The organism is Thiohalospira halophila DSM 15071 (genome assembly GCF_900112605.1).
In the GTDB taxonomy this organism is placed as follows: Bacteria; Pseudomonadota; Gammaproteobacteria; order Thiohalospirales; family Thiohalospiraceae; genus Thiohalospira; species Thiohalospira halophila.
The window spans coordinates 1-23,720 of the sequence record NZ_FOMJ01000013.1; the positions used below are offsets into that span (position 1 = coordinate 1).

The window sequence follows — 23,720 nt, forward strand, 5'->3', positions numbered from 1 at the left end:
CATCCGTTCCATGTCGTGAAGAACCTCTTTGGTCATCGCCGGACCCGTTACCGGGGTCTGTTCAAGAACGAGGCGCAGCTATTCACGCTGTTCGGGCTGGGCAATCGGTTCCAGGCCCGTCGAACGTTACTGGCCCAGGGGGCCCGTCCGTCCTGAGACCGGGCCGGGGCCCGGGAAACCGGCTTTGAGCCGGTCTCCCGGCCTCCAACGAGGGCCGAAAACGGCTCTCGACCGACCATTGGCCGGCCATCCGATATGGAATCGGCCTTTTGTGAATTCGGAACTGGTTTGTTCAGCGGTTCCCTAGGGCGGCGGGAGCCTCTCGCATGAACCCGTTCAATCATTACGGCATCGGGCCGGTGGGCCTCGCATCGCTCCTGCTGCTGGCCGGCTGCGGGGGAGAAGGCAAGACCACGGACGGGGCCTCCCACGAGGGTCTGGACTGGCCGGCCCTCACCCGCCAGGAGTTCGACGGGCCGCCGCCGGCGTGGGAGGTCCACAACGCCGAGGCGCCCATTACCTCCCAGTGCTATACGCGTACCGAGGGGGAGTACAACCCCTGCTACACCTGCCACCAGAGCTACCCCCACCGCAGCCGGCCCAACGCCATGAACGACGGCTATCTCCAGGGGGAATACGACTTCTCCGACGTCGGCCTGACCAACCACTGGGACAACCTCTTTGTGGACCGGCGCGACGCGGTGGCCGCCATCCCCGACGAGGCCGTCATCGAGTACATCCACGAGGACAACTACCGGCCCTTCCGCCGGGCCTACGAGGCCGGCGAGACGGACTGGGACGGCTACTTCCCGGTCATCGAGGATTTGGCCAGCGGGGCCGACGCCTTCGACGACCAGGGCTTCGCGAAGGATGGCAGCGGCTGGGTCGCCTTCAACTACAAGCCGTTGCCCTCCACCTTCTGGCCCACCAACGGCTCCACCGATGACGTCATGATCCGTCTGGCGGAGCCCTTCCGCTCGGCGCGGAACTGCTCCGGGGTTGGTACGAACGCCTCCCGGGACGTCTACCTGGCCAACCTCTCCATCGCGGAGATGGCCATCAAGGGGCTCGACCGGATCGACACCCCGCCCATTAACGAGGCCGCAGTCTGCACCGACCTGGACGGGGACGGTGATAACCGCGGCACGGCCACCTCGATCGATTGGCGCGACCACTACGTAGGCAGGGCGCACGACGTAGACACGGCGCGGCAGCTCTACCCCGCCGGAACGGAGTTCCTGCACACGGTGCGCTACGTCGGCGTGAATGACGATGGCGAGATCGACAACGCCCCGCGCATGAAGGAGGTCCGCTACATGCGCAAGCACCGCTTCTACGACCCGGCGGACCTGCGCGCCATGTACGGCAACGAGCACCAGGAGAAGATCGACGGCAACCTGCCGCGCTACCATCCCGTGAAGGGCGGCGGCCTCAACAACGGCTTCGGCTGGCAGGTGCTCGGCTTCATCGAGGATGCCGGCGGCGAGCTGCGCCCCCAGACCCACGAGGAGCAGAAGTTCTGCATGGGGTGCCATACGACCATCGGGACCACCATCGATCAGACCTTCGCCTTCGGCCGCAAGGTCACCGGCGCCGAGGGGTGGGGCTACATCGATACCCGCGGCATGGCCGATGCACCCAGCATCTCCGAGAACAAGGGCGAGATCCTGCAGTACCTGGAGCGGGTCGGTGGTGGCAGCGAGTTCCGCGAGAACGAGGAGATGCAGCAGCGCTGGTTCGATGACGACGGCAACGTGCTCACCGAGAAGGTGAAGGCGGCCGATGTGCACGAACTCATCACCCCCTCGCGGGAGCGGGCGCTCAAGCTCAACAAGGCCTACTGGCTGATCACGAAGGCCCAGTCCTTCGTCCACGGCCGGGATGCCACCATCGCCCCGGCGGAGAACGTCTATCGCGAGATCCCCGAGGATACCCCGCCGCTGGATCCGGAGCATCGCTATCTGGGGCCCGATGCCTGGGATCTGCGCCTGGACTGGTCCGCGGTCGACTAGGCCGCCCACTGGCGGGGCGGACGCGGCCCGACCAATGGGGTAGAATTCACGGAACGCCCAGCAGGGTTGGCAGAGGGAGGTCCCATGCATCTCATTGATGCGGTGCGCGGGCCGCTGACGGCGGTCTCATTGCTCGTTCTCAGTCTCTATCTGCCTCTGGCGGCGATGATCTACACGCCGCAGTGGTACACCTTCCAGTGCGACTGGATCGAGAAGTGCCGGACCGCCGAGCACTTCGAGCCGCGGGCGGCGGCAGAGGAGCTCACCACCTTTTTCCGCCACGACGGGAAACTGGAGGAGCAGCCCTGGTCGGACAAGGAGAAGCGCCACCTCACCGAGGTCCGCGGGATCTGGGACGGCCTGGCGGTGACCGCCCTCATCTTCGCCATGGTCCTGGTCTTCCTCTTCCGGATCCGGGTGGCCGGCCGGGCGGCGCTCATCAACGCCGTGGTGCTGGTGGTGCTGGCGGCGGGGGTACTGCCCTTCTTCAAGACCTTCTGGGTGGACTTCCTCCATCCGCTGGTCTTCGACAACGACCTCTGGAGCAACAGCCGGGAGGATCTCTCCTGGTACTTCCTGCCCAAACCCTTCTTCCGATCCTCCATCGCTGCCATGGTGGGGACGGCCATCGCCATCGACCTGGCGCTGGCCTGGTTTCTGCGCCCGCGGCGGCGGGGGCTGTTCCGCTAGATACGGGAGGTGGGAGTGGCGCCCCGAGCAGGATTCGAACCTGCGACCTTTCCCTTAGGAGGGGAATGCTCTATCCAGCTGAGCTATCGAGGCGAAGGGGCGGGACTATAGCCGCCTGCCCGGAGCGCTTCAAGTTGTCCGCGTAGGGTCGAGGCAGGCCATGAGCTCGGTAGCCGGCATGGGCCGGTAATAGAGGAAGCCCTGCGCCCAGTCCACGTGGTGTTCCCGCAGCCAGTCGGCCTGCTTGGTGGTCTCCACTCCCTCGGCGACCACCTGCTGACCCAGGGCGCCGGCGACGGCCAGGATGGCCTCGGTGATGGAGTGGTCGTGTTCCGCGCCGGGCAGGCCGTCCACGAAGGCCTTGTCGATCTTCAGGGTGTCCACGGGGAACTCCTTGAGATAGGCCAGGGAGCTGTAGCCAGTGCCGAAGTCGTCAATGGCCTGGCGAACGCCCATTTCCTTGAGCCGCACCAGGGCCGCCCGGGCCTCATTGGGGCTCGCCAGCAGGCTGGCCTCCGTGATCTCCAGTTCCAGGGCCGCCGGAGGGATGGACCAGCGCTCGAGGGCAGCCTCTACCCGTTCCGGCCAGTCCGGGCGCTGGAGCTGGGCAGCCGCTACGTTCACGGCGAGGCGGGGGAGCTGGTAACCGGCATCGCGCCATTCCGACATCTGCCGCAATGCCTCCTCGAGAACCCAGTCACCGATGGCCACTACCTGGCCGGTCTGCTCGGCGACAGGGATGAATTCCCCGGGAGAGATCATCCCCCATTCGGGGTGGTGCCACCGGACGAGGGCCTCCATGGCGTCGATGGTGCCGTCGGTGAGCCGGACCTGGGGCTGGAACCAGACCGCCAGTTCGTCGTTCCCGATGGCGACCTTCAGGGCCTCTTCCAGCTGGACACGATGGCGGACCGCCTCCTGCATCTCGGGACGGAAGTAGTGGACCTGACCGCCACTCTCGGCCTGGGCGCGATGGAGGGCCGTGGCGGCGTTGGTCAGCAGTAACTCCATCTCGGTGCCGTCGTCGGGGGCCAGCGTAACGCCCATGTTGGCCTCCAGTCGGACCGTCTGCTCTCCCAGCTCCAGGGGTTGGCCGATGAGGGCGAGCAGGTGCGCGACCCACCTATCCAGCTGCTGCCCCCGATCGGCACCGTGGAGCAGGACCCAGAATTCGTCCCCGCCCACGCGGGCGACTGTGTCCTGATGGCCCACTGCCTCCTGAAGGCGGCCGGCGATCCGGCGCAGAACGGTATCCCCGGCCTCGGCACCCACGGTGTCGTTCAGGGCACGGAATCCCTTGAGGTCGATAAAGAGGAGGGCGAGTCCCTCGGTCTCCGTTGCCAGGGCGCGTTGCAGGCGTTCGCGGAAGAGGTCCCGGTTGGGGAGATCGGTCAGGGGGTCGTGGTAGGTGCGATAGGTCAGCTCCTCGCGCGCCCGATGGGCCTGGGTGATGTCGGCGAAGCTCGCGATGTAGTGGGCGAGCTGGCCGGCCTCGTCGCGGACCTCGCTGATGGAGAGGAACTCCGGATAGGTCTCGCCGTTGCGGCGCCGGTTCCAGATCTTGCCCTGCCAGTGCCCCTGGCTCCGGATGGCGGACCACATGGCGCGGTAGAAGGCCTCGTCCTGGAGGCCGGACTGCAGCAGGGCCGGGGTCCGGCCCATGACTTCGGTGGCGGGATAGCCGGTGATCGCGGTGAAGGCGGGGTTGACCCGCTCGATGCGCTGCTCCGGGTCGGTAATCAGGATCCCCTCCGCGCTGTTCTCGAATACGGCGCCGGCGAGCCGCAGTTCGGCCAGCTGCTGGTCACGCTGGTCACGCACGCGCAGGGCCTGGATCCCGAAGCCGAGGTCCGCCGCCAGCTCCTCGAGCAAGGCCAGCTCTTCGTCATCGAAGGCCTCGGAGCGCGCGGTGTGGACGGTGAGAACGCCGAGCGTCGCCTCGGTCGAGTGGATGGGTAGGGCGGCGATCCCGCCCGACCGGGGCCGCTCCCCATCGGGATCCCCGTCGTTGCCGGGTGGTTCACCCGCCCCCGAGGCGCGCCGGACCCGGGTCGTTTCCTCGGTCATGGCCCGGGCCGCGATCCGCCGGCCCTCCGGGGAGGGGGCGCCCTCTTCTTCGCCGACGGAGGCCGCCACCCGGAGCCGGTTCGCGGGTGGGCCATCCGGAGTGGCCTGGGCGTCATCGCCGGGGAGTCCGACCCAGACCCGGAGGTAGTCCCGGGTCTGCACCAGGGTGGCACAGACCTCCTCGAGGAGGGTTGGCTCATCCCTGGCGCGGACCAGTGCCGAGTTCGAGCGAGAGAGGGCGCGCAGGGCCTGATTGGAACGCTGGTAGGCGTCCTCCGCGGCCTTGCGCCGTGAGATGTCCCGGCCCACCCAGTAGGCGAATTCCTCGCCCCGGTAGACGCCGTGGCTGATGCCCGCTTCCACCGGGTACTCCCGCCCCTCCCGGGTCCGGTGGCCGGTCTCCACGGCGACCTTCCCCCGGGTCTGCACCATGGGCCAGAGCGCGTGCTGATAGTCGGCCAGGCTGTAGTCGGGGTTCAGGTCGGCAATGGTCCGGCCGAGGAGGTCTTCGCGGGGGTAGCCGAGGTTGTCGCAGGCGGTCTGGTTGGCATCCTGGACGGTTCCCTCGGCGTCCAGGCGCAGGATCTCGTCGAAGCTGGTCTCCAGGGCGTGGCGGGTGAGTTCCAGTTCGCGCTCCCGGAGCCGGATATCGCGGAGATCGGTCAGGAAGGCGTAGGCGCCGGTCAGTGTGCCGGTGTCATCATAAAGGGCGCTGGATTGAACGAGGACCGGTCGTTCTTCCCCTGACGGTGTCCGGAGGGTGATCTCGTAGCGCCGGGGTGCGGAACCGGTCTGTTCGCCTTCCAGCGCCAGATCGTGGCGGATTTCCCGCTCGAACCGGGGTTGGTTCTCCGGGGTCGCGAACGCGGCGGGATTGTGGCCGATTAGATCGGCTGGCTGGTAGCCGAGGAGGTCGGCCATGGCCTGATTGACGGTTACGGTTTTGCCGTGGGCGTCGATGAGCCAGAAGCCCTCCCTGGACCGATCGATCACATCTCTCCAGTAGCGGTCTGCGGCCCGGGTCCGGGCCGTCTCGCGCGCCTGAACCAGTAGCAGGAGGAGGGTGCTCAGTCCGACGAAGGCCAGCCCCTTCCCGGTCTGCCAGACGGTGACGTCGGCCCGATCGGGGATCATGAGGTGGACGAACCAGTCCGACAGGAGGATCCAGGCCAGGCCAAAGGCCAGGTAGGTACCGCCGACCATCAGCGGGGGGCGCCAGTTTCGCAGGGGCTGGTGGGGTAGCAGCGACATGGTGAACTCCGCTCTGGCCTGTTCCCGGAACCGGCCGCTGCTGCCGGTTCCTTCGGGGGTCCGTGGCGTGGGTAGTGGCCCCGTCCCGGACGCGCTTGTGTGCATTCCTCCCTCGGGTCGGGAATGGCCGGCACGAGGAACTCCCATGGAGTGTGGTTCAGAACCCTCGTTGTTCGCCAACTGCTGCCAACCCCGGCATCGCGGGGCCGGGAGAGTCGGCAGGAAATCGGCCTGCTTCTCGAACGGGGCGGCCCCTTGACCTATTCGGGGACGTCGAGCCGGGTCCTGTTGCGTCCGGCGCGCTTGGCGGCGTAGAGGGCCCGATCCGCCCGCTCCTCCAGACTTTCCAGGCTCTCCCCGGCGTGGGCCTCGGCAGTGCCGATACTGACGGTTATCCGCCCCGCGGTAGGGAAGGGCTCATCGGCCACCGCTTGACGCAGGCGTTCGGCGAGTGCCATGGCCTCTTCCCCGGTGGCGTGGTTGGCGATGACCAGGAATTCCTCGCCACCCCAGCGGCCCAGGATGTCGGCCTCCCGCAGGTTCTCCTGGCTGCGTCGTACCAGTTCCCGGAGGACGGCGTCACCCACAGGGTGGCCCCACTGGTCGTTGACGGCCTTGAACAGGTCCAGATCGAACATGAGGATCGAAAAGGGCGTCTCGTAGCGATCCCGGGCGGCGGCCGCCTCGTTCATGTATTCATAGAGCCGGTGCCGGTTGTAGGCGTTGGTGAGGCGGTCGTGGGAGGCCAGGCGTTCCAGCTCCGCCTCCAGCCGCTTCTGCTCGCTGATGTCGTGGAAGACGGCGACGTAGTGGGTCCAGTTGCCGGTGGCATCGGCCACCGACGTGATCGACTCCCACTGCGGGTACACCTCGCCGTTGCGGCGCCGGTTCCAGACCTCGCCCTCCCAGTGTCCCTCCTCTTTCAGCCGTTCCCAGAGGGCCTGGTAGAAGGCCTCGTCGTGCAGGCCCGAGGAGAGGAAGCGGGGGTTGTGCCCGATGCTCTCCTCCGCCGGATAGCCGGTGATATCGGTGAAGGCGCGGTTGACTTCGAGGATCTGCGGCTGGTCATCGGCAATCAGAACGGCCTGACCGCTATCGAAGGCGGTTGCCAGGAGTTCCAGGCGGCGCTGGGTGCGATGGCGCTCCACTGCGTAGAGCAGGATCCGTTCGAGCATGGGTGGTGCCAGATCCTGCTTGCGGAGGAAGTCCTGGCTTCCGAAGCGGAGTGCCTCCCTACCCAGGTGGGCCTCTTCCCGCCCGGTCATCACCACCAGCGGCAGATGGCTGCCGGGCCCCCCACGGAAGGCCTGGACCGTGACCAGGCCCTCGGAGTCGGGCAGGCCCATGTCGAGGAGTACGACATCGAAAGCGGCCTCATCCGCCTTCTGCTGGGCCTCGGCAAGGCGGTGGACCGTGGTGACGGTGAAGGTCGTCTCTTCAATGGCCTCCAGCAGGTCCCGTACAAGCTGGGCGTCCGCCGGGTTGTCCTCGACGAGCAGGACGGAGAGATGTTGCGGGGAGTCACTGGTCATGGAGTCCCTCATTAGAGCAGGGGGTGGAAGGAGTCCACCTCCCCGGCCTTGTGGCGGCTCGCCGTCGACGAATGGCGGGCTAGTCGTTCTCGAAGATGTAGACGTCCACCCGGCGATTGCGGGCGCGGTTGTCGGCGGAGTCGTTGGGGCGTACGGGGCGAGTGTGGGCGTGGCCCTCGACCACCAGGCGGTCGGACCGGATCCCGCCGTCCTCGAAGGCGTGGACCACCGAGACGGCGCGCTCGGCGGAGAGGGCCCAGTTGGAGCGAAAGCGCGAACTCTCGATGGGGACGTCGTCGGTGTGGCCGGCCACCCGGACGTCGCCGGGCGTGCCCTGCAGGATCCGGGCGAGGGTGGTCAGGGCGCCACGAAAACCCTCGGAGATCCGGACGTCGCCGGTCCGGAACATGGCCTGTTCCTGAAAGCGGATGAGGACGCCGCTCTCCCCGGCGGCGACCTTGATCAATCCCTTCTGGATGGGATCCTGCAGGGCCCTGCGGATCTCGTTGACCACCTCGCTGCGCTTCTTCTCCCCGCTCTCTTCTCGTGGAGACGGTCGCGGGCGCTCTATGGACTCGATGGAGGAGGGTTGCTGGGAGTGGCCCTCCAGGTCGATGAGACTGGGGTCGGCCGGCTGACCGGCCGCCTCGGGATTGAGGGTCCGCTTGAGGGACGTGGCCATCCGTTCGTACTTCTCGGCGTCGATGGTGGAGAAGGCGTAGAGCATGACGAAGAAGACCACCAGTACCGCCATGAGGTCGGCGAAGGTGGTCATCCAGGCCGGTGCCCCGCCGGCGGCCTTGCGCCGTTTCACGAGCCCTCCTCCCGGCCCTCGCCCGGCACCTCCTGCCGGCGTTCGCGGCCCGGGAGGTAGGCCCCCAGGATCTCGTCCAGCAGGCGGGCATTGGTCCCCTGCTGGATGAGGCCGATGGCCTCCATGATGAGGGAGTGGTTGGCGTACTCGCTCTCGGCCCGCTGCTCCAGGTTATCGGCGATGGGGATGGCCACCAGCTGGGCGAAGACGGCGCCGTAGAGGGTCGTGAGCAGGGCCACGGCCATGCCGGGCCCCACGGCCTCGGGGTTTTCCAGGTTGCCCAGCATCTGCACCAGCCCCACCAGGGTGCCGATCATGCCGAAGGCGGGCGCCTGCTCGCCGATGCTCCGGAAGACGCGCTGGCCGATCTCGTGGCGCTCCCAGGCGTGGTCCAGCTCCTCGTGCAGGGCGCGCTGGACGGTATCGGGATCCATCCCGTCCACCAGCATCTGCAGCCCCTTGCGGTAGAAGTCGTTGGGCGAGACCTCGTCTTCCAGGGCCAGCAGGCCGTTCTTGCGCGCCGTGTTGGCGATCTCCTTGCTGCGCTCGATGAGGTCGCGCGGGTTCTCGCTCGGCAGCCGGAAGGCCATGAAGGCGACCTTCAGGGAGTTGCCGACCTGCCCCAGGGAGAACTTGATCAGGGTCCCGGCCAGGGTCCCGCCGAGGACGATGAGCAGGGCCGGGGGATACAGGAACTGGGCGCTGTCGCCACCCAGAACGATGGCCCCTACTACGGTGGTGATCCCCAGCAGGAAGCCGATGAAGGTTGCCTTGTCCACGAATTCCTCGGTCTGTCGGTGGTGGGCAAGCGCGTGATTACCGCATCCCGCCTTATTGGTGTCAATTCTCGAACAACTCGAGCGGATTTTCTGCGCTCATCCGAGAGGGTGGCGCGAATACTGAACGACGGCAGCAACGGGAATCCGGAGGCCTCGTCCGGAGTTGACCCGCTTCGGCGGAAGCGGTACCCCACCGGCAGGCCGTCCACGCGAGGCATATGGGCTACGCTTGAGGATGGCTACGTGACCACCGTCGAACTGATGAACCGAGAGGAAGGCACCATGCTTTTCAAGCAGTTGTTCGAACCCGAATCATCCACCTACACCTACCTGCTGCACTGCAGTGATACCGGCACGACGGCCCTCATCGACCCGGTCATCGAGACCGTGGACCGCGACCTGGCCGTGCTCCAGGAGCTGGGGCTGACGCTGGACTACGCCGTGGAGACCCACATCCACGCCGACCACATCACCGGCGGGCGGCTGCTGCGCGACCGGACCGGTTGCCGGCTGGCCGGCCCCGCCATGGACGATCTTCCCTGCCGCGACCTCGGCCTGCGCGAGGGCGAGCCGCTACGGGTGGGCCACCTGGAGGTGAATCCCCTCTACACCCCGGGGCACACCGATACCCACCACGCCTACCTGCTGGATAACGCGGGCCTGAAGATGCTCTTCTCCGGGGATGCCCTGCTCATCGAGGCGTGCGGTCGTACCGATTTCCAGTCGGGGGATGCGTCGACCCTCTACCGGAGCATCCACGACAAGTTCTTTAACCTGCCGGACGAGACCCTGGTCTACCCGTGCCACGACTACGAGGAGCGCTGCATCACCACCATCAGTCAGGAGAAGGCGCGCAATCCGCGTCTGGGCAAGGGCAAAAGCGAGGCGGAGTTCGTGGCCATCATGGACGGCATGGATCTGCCGTACCCCCAGAAGATCGACTGGGCCCTGCCCGGCAACGAGGCCTGCGGCGATTGCCCGGATAACATGCCGGACCACAAGCAGCGGCTCTGCGAGGCGGATACGCAGGGCTGAGGGGGCATTCGCCAGCCAGTGCCCATGAGCGACAGGGTGCTAGCGGTGTTCCGCGAGGCAGGAAGCCCGTTCCCGCACCGCCGAGCAGGCGCGGGAACGGATTCCAAGGGAAGCAGACACCCGCTGGATACGGTCTCTCTACCGCTTCAAGTGCCTGATCGCAAGAGATGATTGGTGGAGCCGAGGGGGATCGAACCCCTGACCTTCGCGTTGCGAACGCGACGCTCTCCCAGCTGAGCTACGGCCCCGGGTCCCTGAACGGGAAGCCGGCATGATAGGGCGGTGACCGGCCGTTGTAAAGGAGGCTCCGGATTCAGGAGTCACGTGCCCCGCCGGCGCTGCTCCCGATCCATGGCGAAAACCAGCTTTTCCACCTGTCGCTCGCTGCGGGGGTCGAGGTCGATGAAACGCAGGCCGATCTGCCGCCGCCTGTTATCGGTATCCTCGCGCACGGCGCGCACTTCCAGCTTGCATTCCAGGGGACGGGATTGACCGGGGACGTCTACGGCCGCGTACGGGATCAGGGTTCCGTGCCCGAAGTCTTCCGGAATCTGGACACGGCTGTCCATGCGGACTCCGAGACCGCCGATGGAGATGTCGGCGAGTTCGCCCTGGATCATGGGGCCCTCGCGCCCCTCCAGACCCAGTCGGACCGGGATGGGATCGGCGGAGCTGGCTGCGGCCCGGAAGTGCTCCCGGCGCTGCTGGTAGAGCAGATGTTCCGGCAAGGCCAGCAGCAGCCAGGGGGTCCCGTCCTCGCGCCCCACCCGCGACACCGTCGTGGAGAAGCTCACGTCCACCCCGCCAAGTTGCGCGAAGATCCCGACCCGGCGCTCGGTGAGGCCGTCATAAGTCGAGGGTGGGGGATTGAGTTCGTCCAGCAGGAGGTAACCGCGCTCGGCATTGACGTCGAGGATGGCGCTGGTATGGATCTGGTTTCCGCCAAAGGGGGTGCTGACGTTCACGATATGGCGCCCGTCCGCCAGCCGGCGGAGGATGCCGACGATCTGGTGGGGCCGAGTGATGTGGTTATCGTTGTCTGCCAGGGAGCCCAAGGTGATTCCAGAACGTTTTGAGTGCGCGGCGGCGGCAGTTTAGCGGGGATGGCCACGTTTTGCACACCGCGAAGCCGTCACCAGGAAGCTGGAGGAGGCATCGAGGTGGATGGAAGAGGGGAGGGTGGTGCCCCTAGGCCTGGGTGAGGCTTCCGCCGGAGGGGCCCCGACGAACGCCGCTGCGTCCGCCGGCGGTGTAGAGTTCGACGCCCGCATCGGCCTTGGGCGCCGGCGAGCGGAAGATGGTCAGCAGCTCCTCGACCCCCTGGCGGGTGGCCTCCAGGATCTGGCCATTGATCTCGTTCTGCTGCTGGGCGGCCTCCAGCCGCTGGGCCAGTGCTTCCCAGCGGTCCGGGAGGTCGGGGTCGGTCTCCCCGGCGGCGGCGCGGATGCCCTCCAGGCCGGCTTCCAGCCCCTGGCTCTGCATCCAGCGCAGGCGCTGGTTGACGGCCTCGCCGAGGCCCTCCAGCGCGGCCTGCTTGCGGGCGACTGCCTCGTCCAGTGGCGTGGCATCACGCCGGGCGAGGGCGCTGCTCTCCGCCTCCAGGGCCGACTCCAGTTCGGCCATCAGCCCTTCCTCGCGCTCGAGCTGCTCCTTCAGCGTCCGGAGGAGGCGGTCGGGGGCGCTCATTCGCCGTTGTTCCCCAGGTCCTGATCCATCTCCATCAGGCGACTAGCGATGGACTCGGCATTGACCTCGAAGGTGCCGTCCTCAATGGACTGACGGACCGACTCCACGCGATGGGGATCCACGGCCGGCTCCTGCGCCATGGCGGCCTCCAGGCTCTGGAGCCGGGAGGCGACATCGGTGAAGCTGACCTTGTCACCGGCGCTCCCGGAGCTCTTCGTGGCGGCATTCTCGCCACTGCCGCTCTCCGGACGGGTGGAGTCCCGTTCGTTGATACGGGTCTGTCCGGGGAGGACCCGATTGTTGAATTCGATAGCCATATTCGTTAACCGCTTGCGGGGTTGTTGCCCTCGGTAGCGGCCGGAGCCGGGAAACCTTTAGGGCCGGATCCGAAAAAAGTCGAGAACCGGATCAGCGTACCTGTACGCGCCCCGGGCCGACTACCTCGGCGTCCACCTCGCGCTCCGAGGAGAGGTTGCGTACCGGGATGGTCTCCCCCTTGCGGCCGTCGGCCAGCGCCTCGCCCTTCACGGAGACGGCAAAGCCGCCGCTGCCGGCGGTGATGGTTACCCGGGCGCCACGCTCGACGAGGATCGGTGGTGCCACGTCCCGTCCGCTGATCACCCGGCCCGGCCGCAGCCGGCGCTCGGCCTGCTGGCCGGCGACCTCTCCCGGATCCGTGAAGTGGCCACCCCGAAGTCCCGAGGTATCCCGGGACTCCTGACCGAGATCACCCCGCTCCACCGTCTCCCCCCGATAGATCGGATTGCGCGCTACCACCACCGGGATCATGTGGCGCACCTCCACCGGGATGTAGACCCGCCAGCGTTCCGGCGTCTGGCACTGCACGCCTACCGTGGCGCGTCCGGATAGCTGCGTGTTCGGTGGCAGGAAGACCTCCGGCTCGTGGCCGCACTGCGTCAGCCGAAGCCGCGGGTCGATATAGCCTACTTCGATCTCCAGCCGGCCATCCCGGTCCGGGACCTGATGGACCACGAAGGCCTCGATGGCGCGCTCGATGGAGGCCGGGCTCTGGATGGCCTCGTCCTCCTGCGCCTGGGCGGCGGAAGCGAACAGCAGGGCGACGAGCAGGATCCGGAGTAGGGAGAGCGGGGCGAGGGTCTGCATAGGAACTTGAGTTTGCGCCAGCCGGGGTGGCGGTGCAACAACCGTCACGGATCCGCTCCGGATTTCGGCAATTTGCTCGTTCGTTCTACAATGAACCCCACACTAGCCCCGCAGGCCCGGGAACGCCCAGAGATGACCCAGCAGTTCAGTGACGACGAATACGAGAGCTTCCGCCTCTTCCTGGAGGACTCGGCGGGGATCACCCTGGGGGCCAACAAGCAGTACCTGGTCAACAGTCGGCTGAGCCGGCTGATGCGGGAGAACGGCATCGAGAGCCTCAGCGAGCTGGTCCGCGCCATCAAGGCCGGCCGGCCCGCCGGGCTCAAGGAGAAGATCATCGATGCCATGACCACCAACGAGACCTCCTGGTTCCGGGACAAGGTCCCCTTCCGGCAGCTCTCCGATCACATCCTTCCGGAGCTTACGGCCCAGCGTTTGAACCGGCCGCTCCGGATCTGGTCGGCCGCCTGCTCCTCGGGGCAGGAGGTCTTCTCCATCTCCATCGTAATCGACGAGTATCAGCGGGCTCATCCCGGAGCCATGCCCCGGGACGCCGAGATCCTGGGTACGGACATCTCCCCGAGCATGGTCCGTGACGCCAAGGAGGCCTGTTACGACAAGCTCGCCGTGGCGCGCGGGCTGGACAAGGAGCGGCAGGACAAGTACTTCACCGAGAAGGGCGACTGCTGGCAGGCCAACGAGTCCATCCGCAAGCGCACGAGCTTCCGCGAGGGGAACCTCATGGCGAGCTTCTCCAGCTACGGCAAGTTCGACATCATCTTCTGCCGCAACGTCCTCATCTACTTCTCCGCCGACCTCAAGCGGGACATCCTGGGGCGGCTGGCCAAGCAGCTGAACCCCGGTGGCTACCTCATCCTCGGCTCCTCGGAGTCGGTGACCGGCTACTCCGACGCCTACGAACTGGTCCGGGCCGGTGGCGGCGTCCTCTACCGCCTGCGCGGTTGAGCCCTTCCGGCGGCAACCCCTTGCCGCCCGGCAAACCCTGTTGCCGCAGCAAGATCCCCGTAACTCCTTGATATAAAAAGAACCAGAAAGATGGCACACCCGTTGCATTTCTCCGGGCAAAGGCAACGCCGGAGGAATGCACATGGCCATCAGTGTCGACGACGCCCTGGGGATCCACCCCCAGGCCATGAAGCTGGCCCACCAGCGCTCCCAGGTGCTCGGGGCCAATCTCGCCAATGCGGATACGCCCAACTACAAGGCCCGGGATATCGACTTCGAGGGGGCCATGCGGGCGGAGCTGGGGCGTCGTGAGGGCCTGACCATGGCGACGACCAGCGAGGGCCACCTCGGTGGTCCCGGCGGCCAGGCCGGCGAGCTCCAGTATCGCGTCCCCTTCCAGCCCTCCATCGACGGCAACACCGTGGATGCGGCCAAGGAGCAGACCCGCTTCTCCGAGAACAGCATGCGCTACATGGCGTCTCTGCAGTTCGTGGAGGGGACCTTTTCCACCCTCAACAAGGCGGCGGGAGGCCAGGGCTGATGTCCTTCTTCAGCATGTTTGATACCGCCGGTTCGGCAATGACGGCCCAGCGGCTGCGGATGAACGTGACCTCCAGCAACCTGGCCAATGCCGACACCGTGAGCAGCAGTACCGGCGAAACCTACCGGGCCCGGCAGCCGGTCTTCGAGGCGGTCTATCGCCAGGAGCAGGCGGCGGCCGGCGGTAATGGCGGCACCGGCATCGGCGAGGCAAGCGCCGGGGTGCGGGTGCGCGAGATCGTGGAGAGCGAGGCGCCCCTGCAGCAGCAGTACGACCCCAGTCATCCCATGGCGAACGAGGAGGGCTACATCTTCAAGCCCAACGTCAATCCCATGGAGGAGATGGCCAACCTGATCTCCGCCCAGCGCTCCTACGAGAGCAATCTGGAGGTCTTCAACTCGGCCAAGCAGATGTACATGCGGACCCTGCAGATGGGCCGCTAGCCAGGAGGAAATGGACCATGGCCATCGATCCCACCTCGGGGAAGAACCCCTACGAGCAGTTGGGGCTGACCAGTAACCGGGAGGAGAACAAGAAGGAGGACAGCGATCCCGCCTCGGTGGGCCAGGACCAGTTCCTGGAGCTCATGATGGCGCAGCTGGAGAACCAGGATCCCACGAGCCCCCAGGACAACGGGGAGTTCATGAGCCAGATGGCGACCTTCAGCCAGGCCCAGGGCATGAAGGAACTCACCGAGACCTTCACCGACCTGGCGGAGGATCTGAGCTCCAATCAGGCGCTGCAGGCCTCCTCCATGATCGGCCGGTCGGTCCTGGCACCGGGGGAATCGGTCCGCTATGACGGCGAGAATGCGGCTGGCGGCGCCATCCAGCTGGATTCCAGCGCCCAGGACGTCTCGGTGTCGGTCTACAACGGCGCCGGCCAGGAGGTTCGCAATATCCAGATGGGGCAGCTCCCCGAGGGGCGCCACTTCTTCAGCTGGGACGGGACCGATAATGACGGCAATTCCCTGCCGCCCGGCAATTACGAGATAAGTGCCGAGGGGCTGCAGGAGGGACAGAACAAGAGCCTGGAGACCTCCGTGCTGGCACGGGTGGATAGCGTCTCCATGGGATCCGGCGGTCAGGGGATGAAGCTGAACCTGGCCGGCGGCGAGACAATGGGCCTGGACAAGATCCAGGAGATCATGTAACGACTTCGCAAGGGAAAGGAGTGAACTGCCATGTCCTTCCGTATCGGATTGAGCGGCCTCAATGCCGCCTCGCAGGACCTCAGTGTCACGGGTAACAACATCGCCAACGCCAGCACGACGGGTTTTAAACGGTCGAGGGCGGAGTTCGTCGACGTCTACGCCGCCTCCTACCAGGGGATCAGCCGGCTGGCCTCCGGCAACGGTGTGCGCACCTCGCAGATCCAGCAGCAGATGAACGAGGGCAACATCGAGTACACCGACAACAACCTCGACCTGGCCATCTCCGGCAAGGGCTTCTTTACGGTCAGCGATCAGGGTGCGGAGAAGTACACCCGGGCCGGCCAGTTCTCGCCGGACGACGAGGGTTACGTGGTCAACGGTCGCGACCAGCGGCTACAGGTCTTCCCCCCCAACGGGGACGGTACCTTCAACACCGGACAGCTTCAGGACCTTCGCCTCTCTACCGAGGAGGGGGAGCCCGCACCTACCACGACCTCCGAGGTAGGCCTGAACCTCAATGCGGATAATGATGTACCTCCCGTGGCGACTTTCGACCCAGATGAGACAGAGAGCTACAATTATTCGACCTCTCAGACGGTTTATGACTCTCTGGGGTCGCAGCATGAAATGAGAATGTACTTCCGCAAGGTGTCGGACAACACGTGGGATGTCTATACGCAGATGGCCGACGGTGAGGTAACGAATCCGGGTGCCGACCAGTACGATCCGAATGGGGACCTGACTGAATTTCCGGGAGTGCAGCAGGCGCGCCGTCTAGAATTTACTGACAATGGCGACCTGGATGAGACAACCTCGGACGGCGGAGGTGTAATGGATTACGATTTTTCGTTTAACAATGGCTCCGCAGATCTCAATCCCATTCAAGTGGATTTTTCCGGTGCCACCCAGTACGCCAAGGACTCCGCCACCAACCGGTTGAATCAGGACGGCTATGCCTCCGGTCTTCTCACCGGGATTAGCATCAATGACCAGGGCGTTGCCCTAGCGAACTATACTAACGGGGATTCTCAGGAACTGGGCCAGATCGCGCTCTCCAATTTCTCCAATCCGCAGGGCCTGCAGCCGGATGGTGATACCGCCTGGACGGAGAGTTCAGACTCCGGGGAGCCGCTACTGGGTCAGCCCGGAACCAGCAACCTGGGCCTGATCCAGTCCGGCGCCGTGGAGGCCTCCAACGTCGACCTGGCCGAGGAGCTGACGAGCCTGATCACCGCCCAGCGGAACTACCAGGCCAACTCCAAGACCATCCAGACCCAGGACACCATCACCCAGACCCTCATCAACCTGCGCTAGCCCAGGCCCACCCCCGACGAGCCCCGGCGGCGGCAACGCCCCGGGGCTCGTTGCCGTTCCCCTTCCTCTTCGGCAACCCCTTGCCGGCAGCAGCCCCCGCCACCAGCTCCATCACATTGTTCCAGGCCTCGCAATTCACTGAAAATTCTCGTTAATTCCTGCCGCCCATTTGTTGGCACGCAGCCTGCATCCGAGAGGGCAAAGTCAGCCATTGGAGCAAAGCCAAGATGGATCGGATGCTCTACATCGGGATGACCGGCGCCAAGCACGCCATGCGCTCCCTGGAGTCCACGAACAACAACCTCGCCAACGCCAGCACGCCCGGCTTTCGCGAGGATTTCGCCCAGTTCCGCAGCATGCCGGTGCAGGGCCCGGGCTATAACAGCCGCGCCTACGCCCAGGTGGAGCGGCCGGGAATCAACTTCGAGGCCGGCCCGCTGCAGAGCACCGGCCGGGATCTCGACGTTGCCATCCAGGGGGAGGGCTTCTTTGCCGTCCAGGATGAACAGGGCGAGCCCGCCTATACGCGGCGCGGTGACTTCCGCGTGAGTGCCGGCGGCATCCTGGAGAACGGGGCCGGCCAGCCGGTGCTCGGGGAGAACGGACCGGTGGCCGTGCCGCCGAATTCCAGCATCGAGATCGGGGCCGACGGCAGCATCACCGTCCAGCCCGAGGGGGCGCCGCCCAATGCGGTGGCCGTTGTGGACCGCCTGCAATTGGTGAATCCCGACCTGGAAGACCTCCGGAAGGGCAACGACGGCCTCCTGCGCCGCGCCGATGGGGAGCCTGCTCCGGCGGATGGTGAGGTCCGCGTGGTGGCCGGTGCCCTGGAAGGCAGCAATGTCAGCCCCGTGGAATCGCTGGTGCAGATGATCGAGCTCCAGCGCAAGCACGAGATGCAGGTCAAGGTCATGAAGGCGGCGGATGACAATGCCCAGTCCACCGCCCAGGTCATGCGGCTTCAGTAACCGGGGGTAGTACCAATGAATCGTTCGCTTGCAATCGCCAGTACCGGTGTCGAAGCCCAGCAGAAGAAGCTGGACACCATCTCCAATAACCTGGCCAACGTCTCCACGGTGGGGTTCAAGAAGGACCGCGCCGTCTTCGAGGACCTCATCTACCAGAATGTGCGTCAGCCCGGAGCCCAGACCACCCAGGACACCCAGCTCCCCTCGGGGCTGATGCTCGGCAGCGGTGTCCGCACCGTCGCCACCCAGAAGCTCCACACTCAGGGCGATGTCCAGTCCACCGGTAACAACCTCGATGTCGCCATCCAGGGGCAGGGCTTCTTCCAGGTCCTGCGGCCCAATGGCGAGGTTGCCTACACCCGGGACGGCCAGTTCCAGCTGAACAGCGATGGCCAGCTGGTGACCTCCAACGGCTACCAGGTCCAGCCGGGCATCAACATCCCCGAGAACGCCCAGAGTGTGGATATCGGCAGCGACGGGACGGTGAGTGTCACCACACCGGGCGAGGCCGGTACCCAGATCGTCGGCAATCTGGAGACGGTGAACTTCGTCAATCCCACCGGGCTTCAGCCCATCGGGGAGAACCAGTACGTGGAGACCGCCGCTTCCGGGGCGCCCCAGGCCGGCATCCCGGGGCAGGACGGCCTGGGCCAGATCCTCCAGGGCTACGTGGAGGGCTCCAACGTGAGTTCGGTCCAGGAGCTGGTGGGGATGATCGAGACCCAGCGCGCCTACGAGATGAACTCCAAGGCCATCTCGGCGGCCGACGAGATGCTCCAGTACGCCAACCAGCAGCTCTAAGGGGGCCGCCATGACTCGCCGTATTCTCATTGTCCTCGGCCTGGTGGCCGCCACCGGTTGCACCACCAGCCCCGACATGGCCAAGCGCGATCCGGCCTACTCGCCGGTGCGCCCGGTGGCCGCCGAGCCGCAGCAGGACGCCAATCCCGGCGGCCTCTACGCCCAGGGCAACAACATGGGGCTCTACGGCGACCAGCGTGCCGCCGGGGTGGGGGACATCCTGACGGTCCAGCTGGACGAGACCACCAGCGCCAGCAAGAGCAACAACGCCGCCACCAATCGGACCAACTCCATGGAGATGGAGAATCCCAACATCCTGGGTGCGGCGCCCCAGTTCAACGCGCCCGGCGTCCTGCCCCTGGACAGCAACGAGGACAACAACCTGAGCCTCGGTATCGGGTCCAACAGCGAGTTCGAGGGCGGCGGCGATTCCAGCCAGAGCAACAGCCTCCAGGGCGACATCACCGTCACCGTGGTGGAGGTCCTGGCCAACGGCAATCTGGTAGTGCGCGGGGAGAAGGTCCTCTCGCTCACCGGCGGCGACGAGCACATCCGCTTCTCCGGCATCGTGCGGCCGCGGGATATCACCGCCGAGAACACCGTGCCCTCCTCCCGGGTGGCCGACCCCCAGATCACCTACGAGGGAACCGGCATGCTGGCGGATGCCTCCGAGAAGGGCTGGCTCACCCGCTTCCTCGGCAGCGTCTGGCCCTTCTGACCGGCAAGCCCTTGCCGCCGGCCAGCCATCGGCCGGCGGGAGTGGGCGCAAGTCCTTGATGAGCAATGCCCTGAAAGAATGGCATGGCGATTGAATGGATTGGGCCAGCCACCTTCGTGAACGGGACAACACCATGAAACCAAGCACGATGCCACGCTCGCTCGCGACCGGGATGGTCGCCTTCCTCCTGACCTTCCTGCTGGTGGGTTCGGCGGAGGCCATGCGGATCAAGGATGTCGCCGACATCCAGGGCGTGCGGAGCAACCAGCTGGTGGGCTACGGCCTGGTGGTCGGCCTCAACGGCACCGGTGACCAGACCAGCCAGACGCCCTTCACCATCCAGAGCATGCGCTCCATGCTCGAGCGCTTCGGCGTGCGCATGCCGGCGGGCCAGAACATGCAGCTGCGCAACATCGCCGCGGTGACGGTGAGCGCCGAGCTGCCCCCCTTCGCCAAGCCCGGCCAGGAGATCGACGTCACCGTCTCCTCCCTGGGCAACGCCGAGAGCCTGCGCGGCGGCACCCTGCTCATGACGCCCATGCGGGCGGTGGACGGCCAGGTCTACGCCATGGCCCAGGGCAACCTCGTAGTGGGCGGCCTGGCCGCCGAGGGGGCGGATGGCTCCAGCGTCACCGTGAACATCCCCTCCGCCGGCCGCGTCCCCGGCGGTGCCACCGTCGAGAAGGCGGTCCCCACCAGCTTCGGCGGCAAGGACCGCTTCATCTTCAATCTCCACGAGCCCGACTTCACCACCGCACACCGCGTGGTGGAGGTGATCAACGAGCGTATCGGGCCCAATACTGCCCGCGCCCGGGATGCCGGCTCGGTGGCGGTCCGGGCGCCCAACGACTCCTCCCGCCGGGTCTCCTACGTCTCGCTCATCGAGAACCTGGAGGTCACCCCCGACGAGGGCAAGGCCAAGGTCGTGGTCAACTCGCGGACCGGGACCGTGGTGGTGGGGCGCAACGTCCGGGTCATGCCGGCGGCGGTCTCCCACGGCAGCCTCACCGTGACCATCGACGAGGACTTCCAGACCGACCAGCCGGCCCCCTTCGGCGAGGGCGAGACGGTGGTGACGCCGGAGAGCGAGGTGGACGTGGAGCAGGAGGATGCGCCCATGTTCCTCTTCGAGCCCGGCGTGGAGCTGGACTCCCTGGTGCGCGCGGTGAACGAGGTGGGCGCCTCGCCGTCGGACCTGGTGGCCATCCTCGAGGCGCTGAAACAGGCCGGCGCCCTGCGGGCCCAGTTCGAGGTCATCTAGGGAGCCACCATGAGCGCAGCCGCTTCCGCCAGCGTCTACACCGACTTCCAGGGCCTGGGCAACCTCCGGGGCAAGGCCCGCGAGGACGCCCGGGCCGCCCTGGACGAAGTGGCCCAGCAGTTCGAGGCCGTCTTTACCCAGATGATGCTCAAGAACATGCGCGACGCCTCCCCCGACAACGCCCTTTTCGACAGTAATGCCATGGATACCTTCGAAGAGCTCCACGACAAGCAGCTGGCCAACGGCCTGGCCGACAGCCAGAGCCTCGGCATCGCCGACATGATCAAGGATCAGATCCGGCCCCACCTCGGCGGTGGTGCCAGCAGCGATGACGAGGGCGAGGCGGGGCGGACCATCCAGGACGAGTTTGAGCGCGCCATCCCGGTGCCGCCCACCGCCGAGGCGGCGGGCGAGGGTGAGCCCGGGGGCGACGAGGAATTCGCCTCGGCCCGGGACTTCGTCCGTCGGCTCTGGCCGGAGGCCGAGGCCGCGGCGGATGAGCTCGATGTGGGCCCCGAGGTCCTGGTGGCCCAGGCGGCGCTGGAGACCGGCTGGGGCCAGCAGGTGGCCCGGGGCGAGGACGGCCGCAACAGCCGCAATCTCTTCAACATCAAGGCCGACCGTAGCTGGGAGGGAGACAGCGTCTCCATCCAGACCCGGGAGTTCATGGGCGGCCGGATGGTGGGCATGCGGGACGACTTCCGCGCCTACGACAGTTACGCCGAGAGCTTTCGCGACTATGTGGACTTCCTGAAGTCCAATCCGCGCTACGGCGAGGCCCTGCAGCAGGGCGACCAGTCCGGCTTCATCCGCGGCCTGCAGGAGGCCGGCTACGCCACCGACCCCGACTACGCCGACAAGGTGGAGCGGGTGATGCAGAGCGAACCCCTGGCGGCCGTGGCCGCCGACGAGGTCAAGGTTTCCTGAACTCGGCCGCTATTACGGGATGAACAGGCCCCGCGGGGGCCGGTGAGGTGACAAGAGATGGCTTCTGGTAATCCCCTGAATATCGGTACCTCCGGCCTGCTGGCCTCCCAGCGGGCGCTGGCGACGATCAGCCACAACGTGAGCAACGTGAACACGGAGGGCTACAGCCGCCAGGAGTCCATCATCACCAGCCGGAATCCGACCTATACCGGTGCTGGCTTCCAGGGCAACGGTGCTGACGTTACCAACGTCCGTCGAATGGCCGACGAGTTCCTCACCAAGCAGCTGGAGATGCGTACCAGCGAGGCGAACTACCAGGAGAGCTATCACAAGTATGCGTCCCGGGTGGATAACCTCCTGGCCGACCCGGAGGCGGGGCTCGATCCGGCTATCTCCAGCTTCTTCGACGCCAATCAGGGCGTGGCCGATGACCCCTCGGCCGTCTCTGCGCGGGAGGTTCTGCTCTCCAACGGCGAGACGCTCACCGAGCGCTTTCAGACCATGTACCGCCAGCTTGAGACCCTGGAGGAACAGGTCAACACCGAACTCAGCGATGGGGTCCAGCGAGCGAATGCGCTGGGTGAGGAGATCGCCGCCCTCAATGAGCAGATCGCCACCGTGCAGGGTTCGGCCAGTGGCAATAAGCCCAATGACCTGCTGGATCAGCGGGAGAAGCTCATCAAGGATCTCTCCGAGCTTGTCGAAGTGCAGACGGTGGAGCAGGACAACCAGGCGGTGAACGTCTACATCGGCAAGGGGCAGTCCCTGGTCTCCAACTTCCAGGCCAAGCCCATGGAAATCATCCCCAACCAGTATGACAGCAGCCGCAACGAGATCGGCTACCGCCAGGCCGATTCCGTGGTCAACGTCACCGACCTCATTGACGGCGGCAAACTGGGATCGGTGAAGGACTTTCGCCAGGAGATCCTGGATCCGGCCATCAATTCCCTGGGTCGGGTTGCCTACGGCATGGCGGAGAACTACAACGCGCAGCATCGCCAGGGCATGAACCTCAACGGCGAACTCGGCGGGGATTTCTTCGATATCGAGAAGGAGCCGGTCAAGCCGAACCCTGACAATTCTGCCGGCGCACCTACAGTACAGTTCGAGATCACCGATGCAAGCCAACTGACGGATCGGGACTATCGGCTGGTGGGCACCGGGGGGTCGGGCTTCCGTCTGCTGGACGACAAGACCAACGAGGAGTTGGCCAGCGGTATAGCGGCCGGTAGCGACGTTACCGTGGATGGGGTGACATTCAGCGTTGGCGCTGGTTCGGATAACGCTGGCGACTCCTACCTCATCCAGCCCACGCGGGCCGGTGGGCGGACCATCGAGATGGCCGCCAACATGGACGAGGCCGCCAAGGTCGCGGCGGCTTCACCGGTTCGAGTGGAATCGAGTACCGACAACCGGGGGGATGCCCAGCTGAGTGAGGCGGAGGTCTATAACACCAACGGTGGCGCGGTGGGTTCCGGTGATGGTGAGGCTTTCTCTACATCGAAGCAGCTTAACCCACCGCTCGAGATCAGGATTACCGGCGAGATTAGCGACACTGAGTATGATATCGAGATCGAGAATCTGGATACTAATAACACAGTTACGGGCACCTACGATTCCACTACAGGAATGGATGTCATTGATCACTTTGAAACGAATAATGGCGACGGCTACAACGACCTGGGTTACGACGTTCGTCTGAGTGGTGATCCCGGCTTAGGTGATACCTATTCCATCGAGTACAACCAAGGCGGTGTGAGCGACAACTCCAACATGCTGCAGCTGGCCAATCTGCAGACCGACAAGACCATGCTCGACGGTGAGGCCGACTTTCAGGAGACCTACTCCAGCCTGGTCACCGACGTCGGCACCCGTACTGCCCAGGCCGAGACCGGCATGGACGCCAAGGACAAACTACTGACCCAGGCTCGGGAGGCACGGGAGTCCGTCTCCGGCGTTAACCTCGACGAGGAGGCAGCGGAGATGATGAAGTTCCAGCAGTCCTACCAGGCGGCCTCGAGGGTGATCTCCGCCTCTCAGTCCATGTTTGATTCCCTCATCAGCATCATTCGGTGACCCG

Annotated in this window: 22 protein-coding genes, 2 tRNA genes and 1 pseudogene; 15 read left to right on the plus strand and 10 right to left on the minus strand. The window is 65.9% G+C overall.

Annotation, left to right across the window (positions count from 1 at the left end; genetic code table 11):
- From BM272_RS13655 to BM272_RS12875, 3 genes and pseudogenes are all read left to right on the plus strand, one after another.
- Positions 1-156: pseudogene (locus tag BM272_RS13655) on the plus strand (IS5/IS1182 family transposase); the annotation flags it as partial.
- Between the two features lie 170 nt (positions 157-326).
- The gene (locus tag BM272_RS12870; protein ID WP_093429207.1) at positions 327-2,012 is read left to right on the plus strand and encodes a hypothetical protein; all 1,686 of its coding nucleotides are present in this window, start codon (positions 327-329) and stop codon (positions 2,010-2,012) included.
- An 84-nt stretch (positions 2,013-2,096) separates the two neighbouring features.
- Positions 2,097-2,702: a lipoprotein intramolecular transacylase Lit gene (locus BM272_RS12875; RefSeq protein WP_093429208.1), complete on the plus strand. Its 606-nt coding sequence runs from the start codon at positions 2,097-2,099 to the stop codon at positions 2,700-2,702.
- A gap of 16 nt (positions 2,703-2,718) precedes the next feature.
- On the opposite strand, the gene BM272_RS12880 is transcribed toward BM272_RS12875, so the two are convergent.
- From BM272_RS12880 to BM272_RS12900, 5 genes are all read right to left on the minus strand, one after another.
- A tRNA-Arg gene (locus tag BM272_RS12880) sits at positions 2,719-2,795 on the minus strand.
- Positions 2,796-2,831: 36 nt separating this feature from the next.
- Positions 2,832-6,020 (minus strand): sensor domain-containing protein, encoded by a 3,189-nt coding sequence (locus tag BM272_RS12885; RefSeq protein ID WP_159433094.1) that lies wholly within the window; start codon positions 6,018-6,020, stop codon positions 2,832-2,834.
- A 260-nt stretch (positions 6,021-6,280) separates the two neighbouring features.
- Positions 6,281-7,552 (minus strand): diguanylate cyclase, encoded by a 1,272-nt coding sequence (locus tag BM272_RS12890; protein ID WP_240308138.1) that lies wholly within the window; start codon positions 7,550-7,552, stop codon positions 6,281-6,283.
- A 79-nt stretch (positions 7,553-7,631) separates the two neighbouring features.
- Positions 7,632-8,366 (minus strand): flagellar motor protein MotB, encoded by a 735-nt coding sequence (locus BM272_RS12895; protein WP_093429210.1) that lies wholly within the window; start codon positions 8,364-8,366, stop codon positions 7,632-7,634.
- Positions 8,363-9,145, minus strand: a complete 783-nt coding sequence (locus tag BM272_RS12900; RefSeq protein ID WP_093429211.1) for a MotA/TolQ/ExbB proton channel family protein — start codon at positions 9,143-9,145, stop codon at positions 8,363-8,365. The genes BM272_RS12895 and BM272_RS12900 overlap by 4 nt, the downstream gene beginning before the upstream one ends.
- Positions 9,146-9,427: 282 nt before the next feature.
- Here BM272_RS12900 and BM272_RS12905 point away from each other — a divergent pair, with 282 nt between their 5' ends.
- Positions 9,428-10,180 (plus strand): MBL fold metallo-hydrolase, encoded by a 753-nt coding sequence (locus tag BM272_RS12905; RefSeq protein WP_093429239.1) that lies wholly within the window; start codon positions 9,428-9,430, stop codon positions 10,178-10,180.
- Positions 10,181-10,352: 172 nt separating this feature from the next.
- Here the strand turns inward: BM272_RS12905 and BM272_RS12910 are convergent.
- From BM272_RS12910 to flgA, 5 genes are all read right to left on the minus strand, one after another.
- Positions 10,353-10,428 (minus strand) — tRNA-Ala (locus tag BM272_RS12910).
- Positions 10,429-10,500: 72 nt separating this feature from the next.
- The gene (locus tag BM272_RS12915) at positions 10,501-11,235 is read right to left on the minus strand and encodes a flagellar brake protein (RefSeq protein WP_093429212.1); all 735 of its coding nucleotides are present in this window, start codon (positions 11,233-11,235) and stop codon (positions 10,501-10,503) included.
- 133 nt (positions 11,236-11,368) lie between these two features.
- On the minus strand, positions 11,369-11,866 hold the full coding sequence (locus BM272_RS12920; RefSeq protein WP_093429213.1) for a flagella synthesis protein FlgN: 498 nt from the start codon (positions 11,864-11,866) through the stop codon (positions 11,369-11,371).
- Positions 11,863-12,183, minus strand: coding sequence for a flagellar biosynthesis anti-sigma factor FlgM (gene flgM, locus BM272_RS12925; RefSeq protein ID WP_093429214.1), 321 nt, complete (start codon positions 12,181-12,183; stop codon positions 11,863-11,865). Before flgM ends, BM272_RS12920 begins: the two co-directional genes overlap by 4 nt.
- Before the next feature lie 91 nt (positions 12,184-12,274).
- Positions 12,275-12,991, minus strand: a complete 717-nt coding sequence (flgA, locus tag BM272_RS12930; RefSeq protein ID WP_093429215.1) for a flagellar basal body P-ring formation chaperone FlgA — start codon at positions 12,989-12,991, stop codon at positions 12,275-12,277.
- Between the two features lie 132 nt (positions 12,992-13,123).
- On the opposite strand from flgA, the gene BM272_RS12935 reads away from it, so the two are divergent.
- From BM272_RS12935 to flgK, 11 genes are all read left to right on the plus strand, one after another.
- Entirely contained in the window at positions 13,124-13,957 is an 834-nt protein-coding gene (locus BM272_RS12935) for a CheR family methyltransferase (RefSeq protein WP_093429216.1), read from the plus strand.
- Positions 13,958-14,099: 142 nt separating this feature from the next.
- Positions 14,100-14,498, plus strand: a complete 399-nt coding sequence (gene flgB / locus BM272_RS12940; RefSeq protein WP_093429217.1) for a flagellar basal body rod protein FlgB — start codon at positions 14,100-14,102, stop codon at positions 14,496-14,498.
- Positions 14,498-14,941: a flagellar basal body rod protein FlgC gene (gene flgC, locus BM272_RS12945; protein WP_093429218.1), complete on the plus strand. Its 444-nt coding sequence runs from the start codon at positions 14,498-14,500 to the stop codon at positions 14,939-14,941. The genes flgB and flgC overlap by 1 nt, the downstream gene beginning before the upstream one ends.
- Before the next feature lie 17 nt (positions 14,942-14,958).
- On the plus strand, positions 14,959-15,651 hold the full coding sequence (locus BM272_RS12950; protein WP_093429219.1) for a flagellar hook assembly protein FlgD: 693 nt from the start codon (positions 14,959-14,961) through the stop codon (positions 15,649-15,651).
- 30 nt (positions 15,652-15,681) lie between these two features.
- Positions 15,682-16,965, plus strand: a complete 1,284-nt coding sequence (gene flgE / locus BM272_RS12955) for a flagellar hook protein FlgE (protein ID WP_093429220.1) — start codon at positions 15,682-15,684, stop codon at positions 16,963-16,965.
- 227 nt (positions 16,966-17,192) lie between these two features.
- Positions 17,193-17,933 (plus strand): flagellar basal-body rod protein FlgF, encoded by a 741-nt coding sequence (flgF, locus tag BM272_RS12960; protein WP_093429221.1) that lies wholly within the window; start codon positions 17,193-17,195, stop codon positions 17,931-17,933.
- A gap of 15 nt (positions 17,934-17,948) precedes the next feature.
- Positions 17,949-18,734, plus strand: a complete 786-nt coding sequence (gene flgG, locus BM272_RS12965; protein ID WP_093429222.1) for a flagellar basal-body rod protein FlgG — start codon at positions 17,949-17,951, stop codon at positions 18,732-18,734.
- A gap of 10 nt (positions 18,735-18,744) precedes the next feature.
- Positions 18,745-19,452: a flagellar basal body L-ring protein FlgH gene (locus BM272_RS12970; protein WP_093429223.1), complete on the plus strand. Its 708-nt coding sequence runs from the start codon at positions 18,745-18,747 to the stop codon at positions 19,450-19,452.
- Positions 19,453-19,624: 172 nt separating this feature from the next.
- Positions 19,625-20,713 carry a flagellar basal body P-ring protein FlgI gene (locus BM272_RS12975; RefSeq protein WP_240308139.1) on the plus strand — a complete coding sequence of 363 codons (1,089 nt, stop codon included), beginning with the start codon at positions 19,625-19,627 and terminating at the stop codon, positions 20,711-20,713.
- A 9-nt stretch (positions 20,714-20,722) separates the two neighbouring features.
- Positions 20,723-21,640, plus strand: a complete 918-nt coding sequence (gene flgJ / locus BM272_RS12980) for a flagellar assembly peptidoglycan hydrolase FlgJ (protein ID WP_093429225.1) — start codon at positions 20,723-20,725, stop codon at positions 21,638-21,640.
- A gap of 57 nt (positions 21,641-21,697) precedes the next feature.
- Positions 21,698-23,716: a flagellar hook-associated protein FlgK gene (flgK, locus tag BM272_RS12985; RefSeq protein WP_093429226.1), complete on the plus strand. Its 2,019-nt coding sequence runs from the start codon at positions 21,698-21,700 to the stop codon at positions 23,714-23,716.
- Positions 23,717-23,720 lie beyond the last annotated feature (4 nt).

What these genes read in the sequence shown, in the direction of transcription:
- flgF (WP_093429221.1), top strand. Translation starts at nt 17,193, where the DNA reads ATGGATCGGATGCTCTACATCGGGATGACCGGCGCCAAGCACGCCATG.
- BM272_RS12870 (WP_093429207.1), top strand. Translation starts at nt 327, where the DNA reads ATGAACCCGTTCAATCATTACGGCATCGGGCCGGTGGGCCTCGCATCG.
- BM272_RS12875 (WP_093429208.1), top strand. Translation starts at nt 2,097, where the DNA reads ATGCATCTCATTGATGCGGTGCGCGGGCCGCTGACGGCGGTCTCATTG.
- flgG (WP_093429222.1), top strand. Translation starts at nt 17,949, where the DNA reads ATGAATCGTTCGCTTGCAATCGCCAGTACCGGTGTCGAAGCCCAGCAG.
- flgA (WP_093429215.1), bottom strand. Translation starts at nt 12,991, where the DNA reads ATGCAGACCCTCGCCCCGCTCTCCCTACTCCGGATCCTGCTCGTCGCC.
- BM272_RS12970 (WP_093429223.1), top strand. Translation starts at nt 18,745, where the DNA reads ATGACTCGCCGTATTCTCATTGTCCTCGGCCTGGTGGCCGCCACCGGT.
- BM272_RS12950 (WP_093429219.1), top strand. Translation starts at nt 14,959, where the DNA reads ATGGCCATCGATCCCACCTCGGGGAAGAACCCCTACGAGCAGTTGGGG.
- flgE (WP_093429220.1), top strand. Translation starts at nt 15,682, where the DNA reads ATGTCCTTCCGTATCGGATTGAGCGGCCTCAATGCCGCCTCGCAGGAC.
- flgC (WP_093429218.1), top strand. Translation starts at nt 14,498, where the DNA reads ATGTCCTTCTTCAGCATGTTTGATACCGCCGGTTCGGCAATGACGGCC.
- BM272_RS12885 (WP_159433094.1), bottom strand. Translation starts at nt 6,020, where the DNA reads ATGTCGCTGCTACCCCACCAGCCCCTGCGAAACTGGCGCCCCCCGCTG.
- BM272_RS12975 (WP_240308139.1), top strand. Translation starts at nt 19,625, where the DNA reads ATGGTCGCCTTCCTCCTGACCTTCCTGCTGGTGGGTTCGGCGGAGGCC.
- flgK (WP_093429226.1), top strand. Translation starts at nt 21,698, where the DNA reads ATGGCTTCTGGTAATCCCCTGAATATCGGTACCTCCGGCCTGCTGGCC.
- BM272_RS12890 (WP_240308138.1), bottom strand. Translation starts at nt 7,552, where the DNA reads ATGACCAGTGACTCCCCGCAACATCTCTCCGTCCTGCTCGTCGAGGAC.
- flgM (WP_093429214.1), bottom strand. Translation starts at nt 12,183, where the DNA reads ATGGCTATCGAATTCAACAATCGGGTCCTCCCCGGACAGACCCGTATC.
- BM272_RS12935 (WP_093429216.1), top strand. Translation starts at nt 13,124, where the DNA reads ATGACCCAGCAGTTCAGTGACGACGAATACGAGAGCTTCCGCCTCTTC.
- BM272_RS12905 (WP_093429239.1), top strand. Translation starts at nt 9,428, where the DNA reads ATGCTTTTCAAGCAGTTGTTCGAACCCGAATCATCCACCTACACCTAC.
- flgB (WP_093429217.1), top strand. Translation starts at nt 14,100, where the DNA reads ATGGCCATCAGTGTCGACGACGCCCTGGGGATCCACCCCCAGGCCATG.
- BM272_RS12920 (WP_093429213.1), bottom strand. Translation starts at nt 11,866, where the DNA reads ATGAGCGCCCCCGACCGCCTCCTCCGGACGCTGAAGGAGCAGCTCGAG.
- flgJ (WP_093429225.1), top strand. Translation starts at nt 20,723, where the DNA reads ATGAGCGCAGCCGCTTCCGCCAGCGTCTACACCGACTTCCAGGGCCTG.